Here is a 17,330-nt window from a genome sequence, read left to right on the forward strand (position 1 = left end):
CCGTGACATTATACGAACATGCCGGCTTGCCTATATCTAGTTATATTTTGAAAAAAAGCAGGCTATGCCTGCTTTTCAGCTTTCACTTTCCAGTTGTCCGTGTTTGCTCCAGATTTCTGCCTTGCCGCGGATTTTCATCGCTGAGGTATGATCGGTGAACTGGGCGATGAGCACCTCGCCCTTGTCGAGCTTTTCCGTGTGGTGAAAGCGAGTATCATGCCCCCGGGTAAGCCCGATGACCTGGACGCCGTTCTCCTTGGCTTTGACCACAATGTACTCGCTGCCTGCAGGTGCCGGACTTACGCCGTTGTTCTTCTCAGTCATAGTTCATCCTCCTAAAAGTTTGTGAGCCTGGCTTCATGAACAGCTTCGTACAAAACTGACTTTGGAAGCATTTGCCTGGTTTAGGCTTTGGAAAAACAAATGCCGCCTAAAAGGCGGCATCGTTATGACTCGGAAAGAATATAGGATCGATATGTAGAAATCTCTATTTGATTCCGTCTTTGAGCGCTTTACCTGGTTTGAAAGCAGGTACTTTGCTGGAAGGAATTTCGATTTCTTCACCAGTCTGCGGGTTGCGGCCTTTGCGTGCGGAACGTTCGCGCACTTCAAAGTTTCCGAAGCCAACCAGCTGCACTTTGTCACCGCTCTGCAGAGCATTAGTGATTGCTTCGAAAACGGCGTCTACCGCTTTAGTAGCATCCTTCTTGGGAAGTTCAGTTGCTTCTGTAACCACGTTGATCAAATCTGATTTATTCATGTCTTCTCACCTCCCTGGGTAAATTTCCGGTATCATACACTGTTTCCGTTTCAACGCAAAATATACGTGATAATCCCGTTAATTACTAGATACGGGCGCCTCTCTTCCTAGAAGCGCAACAAACTTATAGTAATACAGCCCACCCATAATTTCAAGGCGTTACTCAAAAAAGGAGCAGAAAGTAGCATTTCAATAGGCCCGTCACACTGAAATGATAGGCTAATAATGTTAGATTCTTCTACGAGAGTACAAAAAAGAGAGCGGATGATTCCGCTCTCCTGATTGCAGACTGTCTGATCAGCCCGGCTGCTTTATAAAATGATGGCAATAAGTCCGCCTGAGCCCTCATTGATGATCCGTCCAAGCGTTTCCTGCAGCTTGTAGCGGGCATTATCCGGCATCATGGCGATCTTGCCCTGAATGCCTTCACGCACAATGGAATGCAGCGAGCGGCCGAAAATGTCGGATTCCCAGATTTTGATCGGGTCGTTCTCGAAGTCCTGCATCAGATAGCGAACCAGCTCTTCGCTCTGCTTCTCCGTACCGATGATCGGTGAGAACTCGGACTCCACATCGACACGGATCATATGAATGGACGGCGCTGTCGCCTTCAGCCGTACCCCGAAGCGTGAGCCCTGGCGGATCAGCTCCGGCTCATCGAGGGCCATTTCAGCCAGCGAAGGGGCGGCGATGCCGTATCCGGTCGTTTTGACCATCTCCAGCGCTTCCGAGAAGCGGTCGTATTCACGCTTGGCATGTGAGAAATCCTGCATGAGCTGCAGCAGATGATCCTTGCCGCGGATCTCCACGCCGACCACTTCCATCAGTACCTGATCATACAGCTCTTCCGGTGCGTAAAGGTCAATTTCCGCCACACCCTGACCCATATTCATGCCGCTGAGGCCTGCACGGTCGATAAAGTCGTATTCGGTAAACTGTGATACCAGACGGTCCACATCCCGCAGGCGGCGGATATCTTTTACCGTATCACGGACGGAATTTTCATAAGCGCTGCGCAGCCAGTGGTTCTCGCCAAGCACCATTACCCAGCTCGGCAGATTGACATTGACCTCATGTACCGGGAACTCATACAGCACTTCCCGCAGCACACCGGTCACATCATCCTCCGACATATTGGCGGCGCTGAGCGTCATTACCGGAATATCATATTTGGCAGCCAGCTCACCGCGGAGCTGCTGGGTCTCTTCACTGCGCGGACGGGTGGAGTTGATCACAAGCACAAACGGCTTGCCGACCTCCTTCAGCTCAGCGATAACACGCTCTTCCGAGTCAATGTACGAGTGCCGCGGAATTTCAGCGATGGTGCCGTCCGTGGTCACTACTACACCCAGTGTGGAATGCTCCTGAATGACCTTGCGTGTGCCGATTTCCGCCGCTTCCTGAAAAGGAATCGGTTCCTCAAACCACGGGGTGGAAATCATGCGCGGCCCGTTTTCATCCTCGTAGCCCTTTGCGCCTTCGACGGCATATCCTACACAGTCGACCAGCCGCACATTCACTTCAAGGCCCTCTGCAACCTTGATCTGTACCGCGTTGTTCGGCACAAACTTCGGCTCGGTTGTCATGATTGTTTTGCCCGCTGCGCTCTGAGGCAGTTCATCCACAGCTCTTACCCGGTCTGCTTCGCTCGTAATGTTCGGCAGAACAATCGTCTCCATGAAGCGCTTGATGAATGTCGATTTTCCCGTGCGAACCGCGCCGACGACGCCAAGATAAATGTCTCCGCCGGTACGCTCGGCAATGTCCTTGAAAATATCCACTTTTTCCAAAAGAGATCCCCTCCTCATATTACTCCGAAGAAAAAATGCCTGAAGAGCATCGACTTCGCGTTCCGCCGGTAAACGGACCCTTGCAGGACATCCACCGGACTTTGGCATTGCCCGCCAGGGAGCCTAGCCTGCCTTAGCGGAACATTCTTGCCCCGCGCTAAACTCCGAATGCTCGGACATGCATTTGGACTAGTATCATCATATGTATCCGGAACGGATTTATGACCCGCAGCTGCGCATTTTATGCAGGAATTTCACACGCGTCAGCAATTGCGCACAGAAAGGGCGTCACGATGCCCGGAAACCTTCTCATCCAGCATATGAACAGAAAATAGCGGATAGAACTTCACTGGAGCTTTTACAGCCCTGTGAAAAAATAAAAAGCCCCCGGGTTAAGGGGGGCTAGCGAACATAATCTATGGACTGTGCGGAGGCTGCGGAACCGGCTTGCCGCCGATCCAAAGGTAGGGCAGGGATTTCACTGGCACATAGTAGGAAGCTGCCTCAAGCGCAGTCCGCAGGTCCTGATCTGCGTCCGGAGTATTCCCGGACTGCCCGAGTGCACTCATAATATCAGCCGAGTAATCAACATACACCTTCCCCTCACCGTCCATAATGAATTTCAGCGGCTGGCCCGAATAGACGCTGTTAAGTGTGACCGCTGACGTTCCTGCCAGCTTGTGATCGACAGCATAGACCCCGGGATAATACTCCTCACCTGCCGGAAGACTTCCGCCGTGAGCAGACTTGTAGCGGTTGACCTGGCGCTGGACATCGTTTACCTTCTGCACGGTAACCAGATCCATCAGCTTAACAACAGGTGCCGTCTCCTCATCGAGAATCAGAAAATAAGCGTTCCCGCCCTGCTCAAATGCAGCCGGGGGGATTTCATCCAGATCCCCCTGCGAGCGCAGCTTCTCCAGATCAACCACAAATTTCTCATAACGCGGTGTGTCCGCATCACTGTTCAGAATCGGCAGCAGCCCTTCCCTCTGCTGATACTCCTCTACAGCTGCCTGTACGCGCCGGACACTCTCTCTGCTGCCGCCTCCCGGCTGCTGCTGTTCTTCGGGATACATGCAGCCTGCCAGGACACACAGCAGCAGCAGCGGCCGCGCCAGCTTCAGGATAGAGGAACCTATACTGCCCGGCCCCATGTTATTATCCATATCCATCTCCTCCCGCCAGCTCAACTCAGCAGGTGTAATGTATTCGTATAATCAGTACGCCAAATAATCAATGTTAACAGCACTGTCCTACCACAGCTCGTCCATTTCGCCGCGACGCGCAGCCTCCAGCCGGCGCCGTACTGCGGCCTTGAGCGGATCCTCAGGCACATTAACGCTCAGGTCCTGCTGTACAGCCGTCTGGCAGGCCAGCCGCACGCCCTGCTCCACCAGGCTGCCCAGCTTGCGTCTCTCAGCCTCATCCGGCGGCCGCACGGCATCCGTGCTTTCCCGGCTGATTGTTACCTTGCACATCAGGCAGGCTGCCTTGCCTCCGCAGCGTGTCGGCAGGACAACGCTGGCTTTGCGTGCTGCCTCCAGCAGTGTTGTGCCTTGCTTGACTACAGCCCTGCGTTCATCCGGCTGAAAAGTAACCGTAATTCCTCTTTGCGATTTCATCGTGCAGTTTCCTTCCTGAATTCTGTCTCCGGCGGCTGCCCCAGCAGTCTGCGGAGCTCTGCACGGCAGGCCGGGTCGAGCCCGTTCTGCTCTGCCAGCTGCTCAAGCAGCGAAGTATGCTGCTGCAGGCCGCTATGCATCACGGCGGCAATGTTCCGGCAGCGTTCGGTTCTCCCGCGCAGCATACTGTACAGCAGCTCATGTGCCAGCGGCATCAGCCGGATCAGGCTGATGCCGCTGATTCCGCTGACAGGAGCATGACCGAGCAGCGAATGTACATTCACTGCGTATCCAAAGGGCGGATTGCCGATCCGGAATCCGCAGACCAGCTCCACCTTCATTTCCCCCACTATATAACGGCTGCGTCTTGAGTAGCAATCACCGCTGTAATCTTCCTCAGGCCCATTGTCTGCCGAATAGCAGCTAAGTGCCTCGTGCAGCGGTGCTGCATCCTCCAGATCAGCGTACAGATCAATATCGGCAGGCTGTCTGCTTAATGAAACATTATGCAGCAGCAGACCGCAGCTCCCTCCGAGCAGCCAGACCGGCGGCTTCTCCATCCAGCTTAAATCCAGTGCTTCGGCAACCTTCCTTAATGCTGTCTCCTGTATGTATGAAATTCCCGCCTCTGCCATCTGCGCACGCCCCATTCCTGAGAAATCGTCAAACGATAATCCAGAAATACATCTGACTGAGCCTGTTTGTAAATGCTTACATAATTGATGCCGCTCCGCTGAGCAGACCGATCAGCATGATGACAAAAGCAATGACCGATAATACTGCTCTGAGCAGCCCCTTTGTCCTGCTGCGGGCAAATGTGATCAGAAATACGGATACTCCCATAATCAGTATCGCAATCAGCGACAACCACATCTTAGTCATAGGGTCCATAATTACTCTGCCTCCTGCCGGTTATATTGAATTGCAAATATTATAGCATGAACCATAAGCCGCGGTACCTATAAAGTGTAATCTGCAGCAAAAAAGAGCAAAAAAACCGGAATCTGCTAGATACCGGCTTCTTTGCTCCTTGAGTGACCCAAAGAGGCGAGCTATTTTTTCATCAGCATTTTCATTAAAGACTCCATTGTGCCGGAATTCGTACCGCCTTTTTTGACCGCATTTACGATTTCCTGCACAGTATCCTCAGTGACCGGCACTTTAGCCATCGCTGACACCTGCTTGATCAACTGGCGGAGCTGGGCTTCATTTTGCGTGGTGCCCGGCTTTACCGTGCTTGCGAGCTTTTTGATTGCGCCTGGTGTGATGTTCTTCCCCGTCTTTTTGTTGATGGCATTCAGGGCATCCTTGGAAAAATCTTTGTTCACTCTTCTTCCCTCCTCCGTCAATCCCCACTACAACATATGAGAATATCCGGCAAAAGGTGAACAGTCCTCAGGAATGCCATTGCTCCCAGGTTTCCTGTGAGATAGCTTCCATTTCCGTTTTACGGTCACGGCCCATCAGCGCCTCCACCGCACTGCGCGGGGTTCTGCCTTTGAACAGAACGTGGTAGATCTGGTCGGTAATCGGCATCTGCACGCCTAAACGGACAGAAATGGCATAGGCGGCTTCCGTTGTCCGAATCCCTTCCACAACCATCCCCATGGAATCCAGAACTTCGGCCAGCGGTTTGCCCTGTCCCAGCATCGATCCTGCACGCCAGTTACGGCTGTGCTGGCTCGTTGCCGTAACCACAAGGTCACCGAGTCCGGCCAGTCCGGAAAAGGTCAGCGGATTGGCGCCAAGCTCGACCCCTACCCGGGCAATCTCGGCAAGTCCGCGGGTAAGCAGCGCAGCCTTGGCATTGTCACCGAAGCCCAGACCATCAGACAGCCCTGCTCCGAGAGCGATGATATTCTTTAAGGCTCCAGCCAGCTCGACACCCAGCTGATCGCGGTTGGTATATACGCGGAAATCGTTATTGATGAACAGTCCCTGTGCAGTGACTGCACGCGCTTCATCTGCAGAAGCAACCACCACGGTTGTCGGACAGAGGCGGACGACCTCCTCAGCATGGCTCGGCCCGGAGAGGACAACGATCTCTCCCTCCTTACAGCCCAGCTCCTCGGAAATAACCGTGGACATCCGTTTCATGGTTTCCGTCTCGAAGCCTTTGGTCGCATGGATGCAGAGCATATCATCCTTCCAGAAAGCCTTGAGGCTGCGCGCCACCTGGCGCATGCCGGAGGAAGGCGAGACAATTACCACTGCTTTGGAGCCGGAAACAGCCTGCTCCATATCCGTAGTGGCAATGATATTCTCAGGCAGACGTATGCCTGGCAGAAAATGCTCGTTTGTATGGTGTTCGTTGATCTCGGCAGCTTGTTCGGGCCTCCGTGTCCATAGATAAACTTCCTTGTGGTTAGCCGCCAGCACAGCGGCCAGCGCAGTTCCCCAGCTGCCTGCGACCAGCACGGTTACTTTATCAGACAACACGATTCCCCTCCTTGGCCTTGGAGCCGATTTTGTTCTCTCTTCCCTGAGACAGCTTCACGATATTGCTGCGGTGCCGCCAGAAGGCAAAGACTGCGATAATCAGGCTGCCCCACAGCTCCGGTGCCGTAAATTGAGCAAACAAAAGAAATACCGGAGTCAGCGCCACAAAAATAAGGGAGCCTAGTGACACATAACGGGTCAAGACAATAGACACAATGGCAATAACGCCCGCTGCCAGCGCAGGCCAGAAGAACAGTGTCGCCATGACGCCGATCGCCGTAGCAACCCCCTTGCCCCCGCGGAAATGGAAATACACCGGCCAGTTGTGACCGATAATGGCTGCAATTCCGCAGCCGACCGCGACCCAGCTTCCCCAGCCGCCGGCCCATGTCCCCAGCCAGACAGCGGCAATGCCCTTCAGCACGTCCAGAATCAGCACCAGAATTGCCGGTCCTTTTCCAAGCACCCGCAGCGTATTGGTCGCCCCGGCGTTACCGCTGCCATATTGGCGGATATCAATCCCTTTAAGCAGCCGGGCAAGCAATACGCTGAAGCTGACAGAGCCAAGCAAATAGCTTACTACGATAACCAGAAGTTCAAACGCCACTACTCTTCTCCCCTAACTTTCGTTATCAGATTTACGCCGCGTAAAGAGGCGGATCGGTGTGCCTTCAAAATTGAACGCTGCGCGGATCTTGTTCTCCAGATAACGCTCATAGGAGAAGTGCATCAGCGAAGGGTCATTAACAAACACCACAATCGTCGGCGGCTTCACGGCAACCTGGGTTACGTAGTTAATGCGCAGACGGCGTCCTTTATCTGTAGGCGGCGGGTTAATGGCCACGGCATCGGATACAACATCGTTAACCAGGTGGGTTGTAATCCGCAGGGCATGCTGCTGCGCAACATGCTGCACGACCGGCAGGAGCTTCTGCAGGCGCTGTTTTGTTAATGCCGACAGGAATACAACCGGAGCATAGGTCATGAACAGGAAGTGATCACGGATAGTATTTTCAAAATGCTGCATGGTCTTGTCGTCCTTTTCCACGACGTCCCACTTGTTTACGACAAAAATAGAAGCTTTGCCTGCATCATGGGCATAACCGGCAATATGCTTATCCTGGTCGATGATGCCTTCCTGGCCGTTAATAACAACCAGAACAACATCAGCCCGCTCAATAGCCCGCATGGCGCGCATAACGCTATATTTCTCAGTGCTCTCGTAAACCTTTCCGCGCTTGCGCATACCCGCTGTATCAATCAGGACATACTTCTGCCCATCCCGTTCAAAAGGAGTATCAATTGCATCGCGTGTAGTCCCGGCTACATCACTGACAATTACGCGTTCTTCACCCAGAATGGCGTTGACCAGCGAGGACTTGCCTACGTTAGGCCGTCCGATCAGCGCAACACGGATGACATCATCGTCGTATTCTTCATCAACCTTATCGGGAAGCTTTTCCACAACCGCATCCAGCAAATCGCCGACACCTGTACCGTGACTGCCGGAAATACCGATCGGATCGCCGATACCCAGACTATAGAATTCATAGATGTCTTCGGCACGCTTCATGTTATCCACTTTATTGATTGCCAGTACGATCGGCTTGCCGGACCGGAACAGAATCTGCGCTACCTCTTCATCTGCATTCGTCAATCCGCTCTTGGCCTCACACATGAAAATAATGACATCCGCTTCTTCAATAGCCAGCTCCGCCTGGACGCGGATCGATCTCAGGATGAAATCCTCACCGTCCACTTCAATCCCTCCGGTATCAATGACACTGAAGGATTTGCCGTTCCAATCGGAAATACCGTAAATCCGGTCCCGGGTAATTCCCGGTTTATCTTCTACAATGGCCAGTTTATCACCAATCAGCCGGTTAAAAATCGTCGACTTTCCGACGTTAGGCCGGCCTACAATGGCCACAACGGGTCTTGCCATATTCCATTCCTCCTGTCTTCCTTACGTTTCTCATCATAGCAAAAAACATTACAATTGGCTAACTCCATACAAACACAATCGGCGAACCCTCAAATGAGGGCTCGCCGATTACTTTACCCGGTATGACACCACATATAAGAACACATAAGTCGCCTTATGCAGCATTCTTATACTGCTGTGCAAAGCTTAATTTAAGGGATTAGTTATTGCCCTTGAATTTGTCCAGCTTGTCGCCGAAACGCTCAGCCAGTGTGAAGCTGAGACCTTCGTTGCTGAGCGAAACGTTAGGATTGTTCAGAACTTCTTTTGGAGCTCTGTCCTGTCTTTCTCTGCGTTCAGGTTTAGCCGTAGGAGCCGGAGCTTCTTCGGTTTCCTTGATGCTGAGGCTGACGCGCTTCTCGGATGGATTGAAGTCCAGAACCTTAACCTGAACCTCTTGTCCTTCCTTAAGCACTTCGTGCGGAGTACCGATGTGCTTGTGGGAAATCTGCGAGATGTGCACAAGGCCTTCAACGCCTGGAAGCAGTTCAACGAATGCTCCGAAGTTAACGAGGCGCTTAACTTCGCCTGTTACTACATCACCAATGTTGATTTTGCCTGCAGCGGAATCCCAAGGACCTGGAGCAGCAGCTTTGATACTAAGGCTGATTTTGCCTTTTTCCGGATCAACTTTAAGTACTTTAACAGTAACTTTGTCGCCTTCGGATACAACATCGGACGGCTTCTCAACGTGGTTCCAAGCGATCTCGGATACGTGAACCAGACCGTCAACGCCGCCCACATCAACAAATGCGCCGAACTGGGTCAGACGTTGTACTGTACCTTCGATGATCTGTCCTTCAGTTAGTTCGGACATGATCTTCTGTTTGTTAGCTTCGAATTCTTCTTCCAGCACTTCCTTCGCGGAAAGAATAACCTTGCTGTTCTCACGGTCCAGTTCCTTCACTTTTACGCGGAGGGTGCGGCCCTTGTAGTCGCTGAAATCTTCTACGAAGTGGCGTTCAACCATGGAAGCCGGGATAAATCCGCGTGCGCCGACATCAGCTACGAGACCGCCTTTGACAACGTCAGCCACAGTAACTTCGAACGCTTCCTGGGAAGCAAAGTACTTTTCAAGATCTTCCCAAGATTTTTCGCTGTCAATGGCACGTTTGGAGAGCACAAGGCTTTCCTTGTTGTCGTTGACGCTTACTACTTTGCATTCCACTTCCTGTCCAACTTCAACTGCTGCTGCAGCGTTGTCCAGCTGTACGGAAGAAAGTTCGCGAATCGGAATCACACCGTCGTATTTATATCCAATGCTTACATAAGCTTGGTTATCTTCGATTTTGACGATTGTTCCTTTCACGGTATCGCCTTTTTTCACAGAAATGATTTCCAAACCTTCTTGGCTAGTCACTTCTTCTTCGTTGCTGGCAACAGGTGCAGCGGTTTCCACAGCTTCTGTCGCTTCTACGGCTTCGTTGTTCTCAACATTAGCCGCAGCTTCCTGATTTTTAATTTCTTCAGACATGTGATTACCCTCCTCGATTCAAAACCCCATTTATTTAAACCCGCGTAAGAGCAGGGTTCAAAACAATCATTACTTGTATAACATTTACAGTATTACGATAGTATGTTCCAAAAAATAGCGGTTATGCCGTTATTCCTCAGTAACTGTAAATACCTTAAATTCGCGGAGCTACCTCGCGCTTGGCTTGCCGGTCCGGATCATCTCATGAATCCGTCCCATTATAACATCGGTGACTTCTTCCAGAGAATCACTGCCCGCTCCGTCAAAAGCGCTCAGATCAACGGGCTCTCCGTAAATAACGGTCATCCGGCGAAACGGTTTGTAGGAACCGATGATAGCGGCCGGAACCACTGCTGCCCCGCTGCGGAGCGCAAAGCTGGCTGCGCCCTTCTTCGCCACACCGGTATCAGAGTTGCGCGTTCCTTCCGGAAAGATGCCCATTACATGTCCGCCGCGAAGCGTATTAAGGGCCGTTTTAATGGATTCTTTGCTTACGCCGCCACGTTTGACAGGAAAAGCGCCAAGCTTCCCGATAAGCCAGCCCAGCACGGGAACTGCGAATAGTTCGGCCTTGGCCATATACTTGACCTGACGTTTCAGCTTGATCCCGATCGTCATCGGATCGAGCAGGCTGATGTGGTTCGCGCAGAGCAGTACCCCGCCCTCCTTTGGCACATTTTCTCTTCCCACAATTTTAAGCGGGAACAGGATGGCATAAATCAAGCGAAGCAATCCACGGCAAATGACATAAATCATGAATGATTTCTCTCCCCGTCAACATGAGATCTGCAGTGGGAGACAATGGCTTCCACGGCTTGATTGATATCCATAAAGGTCGTGTCCAGGAGAATAGCATCCTCCGCACGGCGCAGCGGTGATATTTCCCGCCCTTCATCAAGACGGTCACGTGCTGCAATATCGTGTTCAAGCTGCTCGAGAGTCACTGTTTCCGTGTCCTTCAGCTCTTTGTAACGCCGGAGAGCCCGTTCCTCCACGCTTGCCGTCATGAAAATCTTCACTTCGGCATCCGGCAGTACGGTCGTACCGATGTCGCGGCCGTCCATGACCACTCCTTTGCGGAGCGCCATTTGACGCTGCAGATGACTAAGCCTGTCACGTACCTCTTCAAGCTTCGAGTACTGTGACACCTGGCCGCTGACCTGCAGACTGCGGATGTGCGGGGTTACGTCTTCCCCATTGATCAGCACCTTCTGTACATCTTCCTCCGGAATGAGCTCAATGATCATATCCCGGACAATCCGGTTCACTTGATGCTCATCTTCAGGCGGAATGCCTTCACGGAGCATATACCAGGTAATTGCGCGGTACATGGCACCCGTATCAACATAAATGTAAGAAAGTTTACGTGCTACCAATCGGGCAACAGTGCTCTTGCCTGCCCCGGCAGGTCCGTCGATGGCGACGTTAATTCTGTCGTAAGTATGTGTACCCTGCCTGTCCAACGGGGCATTCCTCCTCAAACACTCTTTCAGCCGGATATCCGTGAGGAACCTGCTGATCTTATCAAGAAAAAAGCAGGCATTGCCTGCGACTTATAAAATTATACCACAGTTTGGAACACAGTGCAAAACCGCATAAGGGTCTAATCCGGTAAAAATATACGCAGAAATGGTCAGCGGTTGCGGAAATCGAACTGCCGTTCGAAGCAAAAGCGGATAATCTTTTGACGCTCAGCATCAGAAATCGACGAGAACTTCAGCATGACGAGATTGCGTTTGTTGTCCAGCTGCTTCATCCGCACAATCTCTCCTTCAAAATAGGCGTGCTCAATACTGCCGTTCCGGTAAGGGAGCAGCATCCAGCAGCTAAGTTTGTCGGCAACAGCAAATTTGACCTTGCCGTCGCTAAGAAAAGAAGTTCCTCCGCCGCCGACATCATCGGTACGGACAAGAATCCGGCTGCCAAGCGCGTCCTTGACGGCCAGTTCAAGCTCTGCGGTAACCCGCAGGAAGCTGCGGCGCTGGATTTTGAAGATATGTTCTGCTTCCGGCTTGCGGATTCTGATCATCTTGATCACATCCTCTTTAAAGCCGATTACATGGGTATTGAAATAGTTTTTGATCCCGCCCTCAGTCAGAAAATAAACGGAAAGCTCATCTCCCATATACAGCTTTTTAAGCCGGGCCTTGCCGATCTGCATGGGAATCTCAATCAGAATCGCATCATCCTCAATGTCCGCAATCCTGGACCTGTATTCAATCTCAGCCTCAGCCGCATCGCTTGAAGCTACCTGTATGTAAAGATGTTCATTAATTTTGGGATACAATCCGGTCACCGCCACAGAGTTAGTAATTAATCACATTACCGATTATAGCATGGCCTTTTGGCACCGGGTTAGTAAAAGTTACAGAGAACCCGGCCAAATTTGTAGCCGCAAAAAAAGAGGAGCGCTCCGGGCGGAAGCCTCCTCCTTCAGACTATACTTTATCTTTGTTTATCCTGAGCCCCTGAGGAGGTCCTTACCTCCTCCACCGCTTCTTCGTTTCCATCGGCGGCATTGAGGTAAATCCGGTACTGTGAACCGTTGATTTTGCCTCCGAACTCATAGGTGAGCAGCTCGGTTGCATCCTCATTCTCAATCCAGGCCAGCCGGTGATATATCTCCTTGAATTCCGGATTGAGATGCGTTCTGACCTGTTCAAGGGTTAAGCCCGGTTTGGGAATCTCCCGCTTCTCCTGATGCTCCTTTGCATAATCGCTGGCCTGAAAGCCTGTAGGCTCCCCCGTATCCAGCCCGGTACGGACTGTGATTTTTTCCGGATAAATCAGCACCCCGTCCTGGCTGCTAACAAAGGTCAGATTCCCCAGATTGTCATACCGGTCCGCGCTGACCGCCGTCATGCCGGGAAATCCTTTTTTCTCAAGGAATTCCGCTCCTTTAACCGCCGCCTGCTCCAGTGAAACCCTTGCCTCTCCAACCTCACGGTTGTCGTTGTAGCTCACCAGCAGCCCGCCTTCTTTGGTGAAATTCAGGGTGAGCGGCTTCTGGTGGTCCTGGCTGGTCACTGTAGCCGTATACGAAGCCCATTCGGTATCCTTACCGTTTTCACGGATGTCCACCTTTGCGTTAGCTCCGGCCCCGGCGAGTTTCACTGCTTTGGCTCTGATATCCTCGGCGGTGACCGGCTTGCCGCCCAGCTTTTTCACAGACCGTTTATCATAGATACTGGCTACAGATGGCCCCCAGTCCAGCTCAGGGTACGCTGCAACCCGCTTATCCACAGTCTTGAACCCGTCGATAATCGTATTGTCCTCAGCTTTATTCTCGGTCGCCAACGCTGTTTCCACATCCATCCACCGCAGCTTTTTACCGATAACCTTCTCCTGCACCTCCTGAAGATCCTTGGAGATCTCACCGGAGTTTTTGTAGAGTGCCATCAGATTTGCCATTTCCCCTTCGGTCAACGGCTTCTTGGTAAAATCACGTACGGCAGCCTTGTAGGAAAAATTGGAGATTTTGGACAGGAACTCCTCGGTTTCACTAAACGGCAGCAGTGTAAGCGGCAGCTGGTTGATTTCATTCTGCGCTTCACTGGTCAGCCGCCATACATTAACCAGACCTTTGCGGTGCATCCCGTTAGAGGCAGAATTCACGGCAAGGGTATTCCCGAGTTCACCATGAAGACGTTCCACATGATAGGACAAATCATGAAAAGCACGCTGATACTGGTTCTCCGCTTTAATCAGAATCGAGTTTTTCTCCTGGTTCTCCTGATACCCCCAGACCAGCGCTCCAACCAGCAGCAGCGCGGTAAGCGGGAACATTATGGCACTTAATCTTTTGTACATTGGGCTGCAAGACTCCTTTCAGTAGCTTATTGCCGTTAGTTTGACAATAACTGAGAAGAGTTATGCACCGATGCAGTCAGCAAAAAAAAAGAGATTACTTCCAGAGCAGCGCCCGGGTCAGCCACGCTCTTCAATATCAAAGCCACTGCTGCTGCTGCACAGGCATTGCTTGAAACCGGTCTGGACGATCCCCTGCTCCTTGCTGCCTCTCAATATGTAGGATTCGCCACACTGTCTGCATACAATCCGGACTTTTACACGCAAAAAAAGACACCTCTCTCCTCTCTGGAATTCCTTAATACGGAACTTTCCGGTAGATTTAAGTGTGTCCATCTCTTTTAAAGGTTAACCTCTTCTTCACGCTTCAGAAAACGGAACGGTGAACGGCTGTTGGCCAGCGCCACCTTCCCCATGCCTCCATACCACAATACTGCCATTAAAGGTACGATGAACCAGACCCAGTAGTTCGACATGGTGGCGAGGATAAAATCGTATATTCCGTGCCATAGCCAGGGCAGCAGCAAGGACACCAGCAGTATCCCTCTCGGCTTCTTTCCCTTGGTGAACTTAGCCCGGCCCATATGATAGCCCATAATGACGCCGAACATCGCATGACCTGAGACCGGAAGCAGTGCCCTGATAAACATGGACCCAAGTGTAGCATGGCTGTACCAGGCATACATTACATTCTCAATTGTTGCAAAGCCGAGCGAAATCGCTACAGCATATAGTATTCCATCATAAGGCTCGTCAAATTCGGTATGATTGTAAATCATATGGTACAGCACAAACCACTTCAGGCACTCTTCGACTCCGGCAGAAATCAGAAAAGAATCCACATACGCTCCGCCTCCAAGCCCGAGCACCATGCCCCGCTGAATAATCATAACCGGGAAAACAATCAGCAGTCCCAGCAAAAATACCTTTATGACCATATGAAGCGGTTCCTGGTCGTACTTGTCTTTTAGATAGAAAAAAGTCAGCAGCGCAAGTCCTGGTGCCACTGCCGACGTAATAACCGATAACAAAAGCACCGAACTTCCTCCCCCGAAACTTTCTCTACCGCAAACCTGTTTACAAAAGGGGCCCGGCTGATGCCAAGGCCCGCTCTCTGCTTATTCCTGGCGCTTAAAATGTGTGCACAACAGCTCAATGGCGTTCTCAGCCATTACTGTCTTTCCGTATTCGTCCAGCACAGCTTCTGTCACCGGAGATGAATCACCGAACTCGGACAATACGGCAACCAGTCCCGTGAGCACAGATTCTTCATATTCCTTCGGATCGAAGTAGAGGTACCATTTATCATTATAAGAATACAGTTTTCCTTGGGAAGTAATATTGCCGATGAGTACATGAGCCGCTTCGACCAGAATCTCAAAATCGCGGAATGCATACACAATGGAGTCGCTTTGTTCTAATGTAACTTCCATTTCGTAAATCTCTTCAGGCATTTCTTCTTCCCCGGCTCCACCGTATTGATGGTGATCATATTTTCCCCGGGTCACTATAACGACCATACCTTGCGCGGGCAATGCGAACACTTCAACGGCAAGCGGACCGGTAGCGTCAAAGCCAAGCTCACTGTACGCCTGGTCCATCATTTCCGTAAAAAGGTCATGCACCTTGGGAACTTCCTGCCACATATCTTCCTTCTGGATGCCCCGCTCGCTCAGGTCGTCAAAAGTGAGGAAAATCCGTATCTTATCTTGACCTAATCGCTCTATTCTCATGACAGGATCCTCCTTTTGCAAGCTCATTTAATATTAATGTATGATGAGTCCCGAGTAATGAGCCAAAAATGGTTACTATGTAAGTATGTTATCATTTTGGCGCACTAAATGCACGTAAATAAATATATTTAATCATTCATTACCACTATGCACCCATTTTGAACAAAAAAAGAATCATTCTGCGGATGGAATCATCCCCAAAATGATTCTTTACTGCTGCCTTACGGTTACAAACCGGGTATGACTGTATGCGTGTCCTTCAGAATCTGCTCCACTTCATGTTTTACATCGGGATTTGTACGGATGAAATCCTTCAGCATGTTTAGGTTGGACTCCCTCGACTTCAGCGACGTATCATCTCTTTGCCCGGCCTGAGAAGATGTCTTGTGTTCCGTTTTGTCTGCTTTGTCATGCGAGCCGTCAGCTGCCGTACTGCCGAACCCGGTCAACGCCATGCCCACAATTTTGTCGCGCGCTTTTTCCCCTGAACCCTGGAGCTGGCCGCCGGACTGCATGAGCGAAGACATCATGGCACTGCGTTTTCTGGACATAATCATACTCGCGGCTGCACCAAGCACAACTCCGCACAGAAATGACGAAGTATTCATATCTCTAACCTCCTTGTATGGTAAAATCATGCTTAGTGTTCGCGGAAAGATTCCCGCTCATACAGCCAAACAACAAGAAAGCGAGATGAAAAAAGTGGGTAAAGCAATCTCAGCCCTGCTGCTGGCAACCCTTTTGCTGTCAGCCTGCAGCGGCAACAACAATGAAGACCTTTCACAGGACAGCACTGCGACAGCTCCGGCTGCAACTGCAGAAGTGTCTGCCGCACCGCCGGAAGATGCCGCAGGCACCGTAGCGCCAAGCGCATCCTCCAGTCCGGCACCGGAGGATGGCACGGAAGCAACCGTAACCCCGGCAGCTTCAGCTGCTCCGGGATCCAGTACGGCCACTCCATCAAGCAGTGATCCGGCGGCTGCCGAAATTCCGCTGCTGTACCATATGAACAAAAATTACGATATTGTTCCCAATGAGGAAGGTACGGACAAAAAGGTAGTTCTTCTAACGTTCGATGACGGCCCGAAGGAAGCGGAGATGATCAATGCCCTCATGGATACGCTGGACAAGCATCAGGCCAAGGCGATCTTCTTTGTTAACGGCTATAGGGTAAAAGAGCATCCCGAGCTGCTTGAACTGCTGCATGAACGCGGAGGTATTATCGGCAATCACAGCTGGGATCATATCGTGCTGAAGGATAAAAGTTACGCAGAAGTGCAAAAGCAGATCGGGGATGTCCAGACCATCGTCAAGGAAATAACCGGAGAAGCCCCGGCTTTCTTCCGTCCGCCGCATGGTGCAGGCGGAGATGTGGGCAAGCAGGTAGCCGCCGAGAACGGAATGCTCTACATGACCTGGTCTGTAGGATCACTCGACTGGGAGATGAAGGAGAAGGATACGGCAAAGACGGAAACACTGGTCAAAAACGTTACGGATCAGCTGCATTCCGGCAGTAATATCCTTATGCACGAGCTCCCCTGGACAGTCCAGGCGCTCGACACGCTGCTGACTACGCTTGAAGGCAAAGGCTACAGCTTTGTTGATCCGCGCAGCATAGAGCTCAAGCAGCGCTAAGCACAAAGCACTTACCCGATTCCAAAAAAAGGGACCCCAGGCACTATTGCCGCGGGCCCCTTTTTTGCGTTTACAATAATACC

At 51.4% G+C, this 17,330-nt stretch carries 20 protein-coding genes; 1 reads left to right on the forward strand and 19 read right to left on the reverse strand.

The annotated features are described in order from the left end of the window. Positions 1–75 precede the first annotated feature (75 nt). The 19 genes from mtrB to AC4G46_RS21410 all read right to left on the reverse strand — a co-directional run bounded on the left by mtrB (position 76) and on the right by AC4G46_RS21410 (position 16,220). The gene (gene mtrB, locus AC4G46_RS21320) at positions 76–324 is read right to left on the reverse strand and encodes a trp RNA-binding attenuation protein MtrB (protein WP_068729947.1); all 249 of its coding nucleotides are present in this window, start codon (positions 322–324) and stop codon (positions 76–78) included. Between the two features lie 163 nt (positions 325–487). After that, complete coding sequence (locus AC4G46_RS21325) at positions 488–760, reverse strand: HU family DNA-binding protein (RefSeq protein WP_042178229.1); 273 nt, start codon at positions 758–760, stop codon at positions 488–490. Positions 761–1,071: 311 nt separating this feature from the next. Continuing rightward, entirely contained in the window at positions 1,072–2,550 is a 1,479-nt protein-coding gene (spoIVA, locus tag AC4G46_RS21330; protein WP_090719780.1) for a stage IV sporulation protein A, read from the reverse strand. Positions 2,551–2,966: 416 nt separating this feature from the next. Then, positions 2,967–3,719, reverse strand: a complete 753-nt coding sequence (locus tag AC4G46_RS21335; protein WP_491124472.1) for a YphF family lipoprotein — start codon at positions 3,717–3,719, stop codon at positions 2,967–2,969. 87 nt (positions 3,720–3,806) lie between these two features. Continuing rightward, positions 3,807–4,175 carry a 2Fe-2S iron-sulfur cluster-binding protein gene (locus tag AC4G46_RS21340; RefSeq protein ID WP_491124473.1) on the reverse strand — a complete coding sequence of 123 codons (369 nt, stop codon included), beginning with the start codon at positions 4,173–4,175 and terminating at the stop codon, positions 3,807–3,809. Continuing rightward, the gene (locus AC4G46_RS21345) at positions 4,172–4,810 is read right to left on the reverse strand and encodes a hypothetical protein (protein WP_491124474.1); all 639 of its coding nucleotides are present in this window, start codon (positions 4,808–4,810) and stop codon (positions 4,172–4,174) included. The genes AC4G46_RS21340 and AC4G46_RS21345 overlap by 4 nt, the downstream gene beginning before the upstream one ends. Before the next feature lie 76 nt (positions 4,811–4,886). Continuing rightward, positions 4,887–5,066, reverse strand: a complete 180-nt coding sequence (locus AC4G46_RS21350) for a DUF2768 family protein (protein WP_068729955.1) — start codon at positions 5,064–5,066, stop codon at positions 4,887–4,889. Between the two features lie 161 nt (positions 5,067–5,227). Next, complete coding sequence (locus AC4G46_RS21355; RefSeq protein ID WP_491124475.1) at positions 5,228–5,503, reverse strand: stage VI sporulation protein F; 276 nt, start codon at positions 5,501–5,503, stop codon at positions 5,228–5,230. 67 nt (positions 5,504–5,570) lie between these two features. Further along, on the reverse strand, positions 5,571–6,611 hold the full coding sequence (locus AC4G46_RS21360; RefSeq protein WP_491124476.1) for an NAD(P)H-dependent glycerol-3-phosphate dehydrogenase: 1,041 nt from the start codon (positions 6,609–6,611) through the stop codon (positions 5,571–5,573). Continuing rightward, positions 6,604–7,221, reverse strand: coding sequence for a glycerol-3-phosphate 1-O-acyltransferase PlsY (gene plsY / locus AC4G46_RS21365; protein WP_491124477.1), 618 nt, complete (start codon positions 7,219–7,221; stop codon positions 6,604–6,606). Before plsY ends, AC4G46_RS21360 begins: the two co-directional genes overlap by 8 nt. 12 nt (positions 7,222–7,233) lie before the next feature. Further along, positions 7,234–8,559: a ribosome biogenesis GTPase Der gene (gene der / locus AC4G46_RS21370; RefSeq protein ID WP_068729962.1), complete on the reverse strand. Its 1,326-nt coding sequence runs from the start codon at positions 8,557–8,559 to the stop codon at positions 7,234–7,236. A gap of 199 nt (positions 8,560–8,758) precedes the next feature. Beyond that, entirely contained in the window at positions 8,759–10,072 is a 1,314-nt protein-coding gene (gene rpsA / locus AC4G46_RS21375) for a 30S ribosomal protein S1 (protein WP_068729964.1), read from the reverse strand. 168 nt (positions 10,073–10,240) lie between these two features. Next, positions 10,241–10,828 carry a lysophospholipid acyltransferase family protein gene (locus tag AC4G46_RS21380; RefSeq protein WP_491124478.1) on the reverse strand — a complete coding sequence of 196 codons (588 nt, stop codon included), beginning with the start codon at positions 10,826–10,828 and terminating at the stop codon, positions 10,241–10,243. Beyond that, the gene (cmk, locus tag AC4G46_RS21385) at positions 10,825–11,535 is read right to left on the reverse strand and encodes a (d)CMP kinase (protein WP_068729968.1); all 711 of its coding nucleotides are present in this window, start codon (positions 11,533–11,535) and stop codon (positions 10,825–10,827) included. The genes AC4G46_RS21380 and cmk overlap by 4 nt, the downstream gene beginning before the upstream one ends. Before the next feature lie 170 nt (positions 11,536–11,705). Next, complete coding sequence (locus AC4G46_RS21390) at positions 11,706–12,359, reverse strand: flagellar brake protein (RefSeq protein ID WP_491124479.1); 654 nt, start codon at positions 12,357–12,359, stop codon at positions 11,706–11,708. A 158-nt stretch (positions 12,360–12,517) separates the two neighbouring features. After that, on the reverse strand, positions 12,518–13,882 hold the full coding sequence (gene ypeB, locus AC4G46_RS21395) for a germination protein YpeB (protein WP_491124480.1): 1,365 nt from the start codon (positions 13,880–13,882) through the stop codon (positions 12,518–12,520). Between the two features lie 338 nt (positions 13,883–14,220). Continuing rightward, positions 14,221–14,916: a glutamic-type intramembrane protease PrsW gene (gene prsW, locus AC4G46_RS21400; protein WP_491124481.1), complete on the reverse strand. Its 696-nt coding sequence runs from the start codon at positions 14,914–14,916 to the stop codon at positions 14,221–14,223. 81 nt (positions 14,917–14,997) lie between these two features. Beyond that, positions 14,998–15,612: a genetic competence negative regulator gene (locus AC4G46_RS21405; protein WP_068729974.1), complete on the reverse strand. Its 615-nt coding sequence runs from the start codon at positions 15,610–15,612 to the stop codon at positions 14,998–15,000. Positions 15,613–15,839: 227 nt separating this feature from the next. Continuing rightward, positions 15,840–16,220: a hypothetical protein gene (locus tag AC4G46_RS21410; RefSeq protein ID WP_491124482.1), complete on the reverse strand. Its 381-nt coding sequence runs from the start codon at positions 16,218–16,220 to the stop codon at positions 15,840–15,842. An 85-nt stretch (positions 16,221–16,305) separates the two neighbouring features. Here AC4G46_RS21410 and AC4G46_RS21415 point away from each other — a divergent pair, with 85 nt between their 5' ends. Continuing rightward, entirely contained in the window at positions 16,306–17,247 is a 942-nt protein-coding gene (locus AC4G46_RS21415) for a polysaccharide deacetylase family protein (RefSeq protein WP_491124483.1), read from the forward strand. The last annotated feature ends 83 nt before the right edge of the window (positions 17,248–17,330 follow it).

The organism is Paenibacillus sp. fava2 (genome assembly GCF_058313675.1).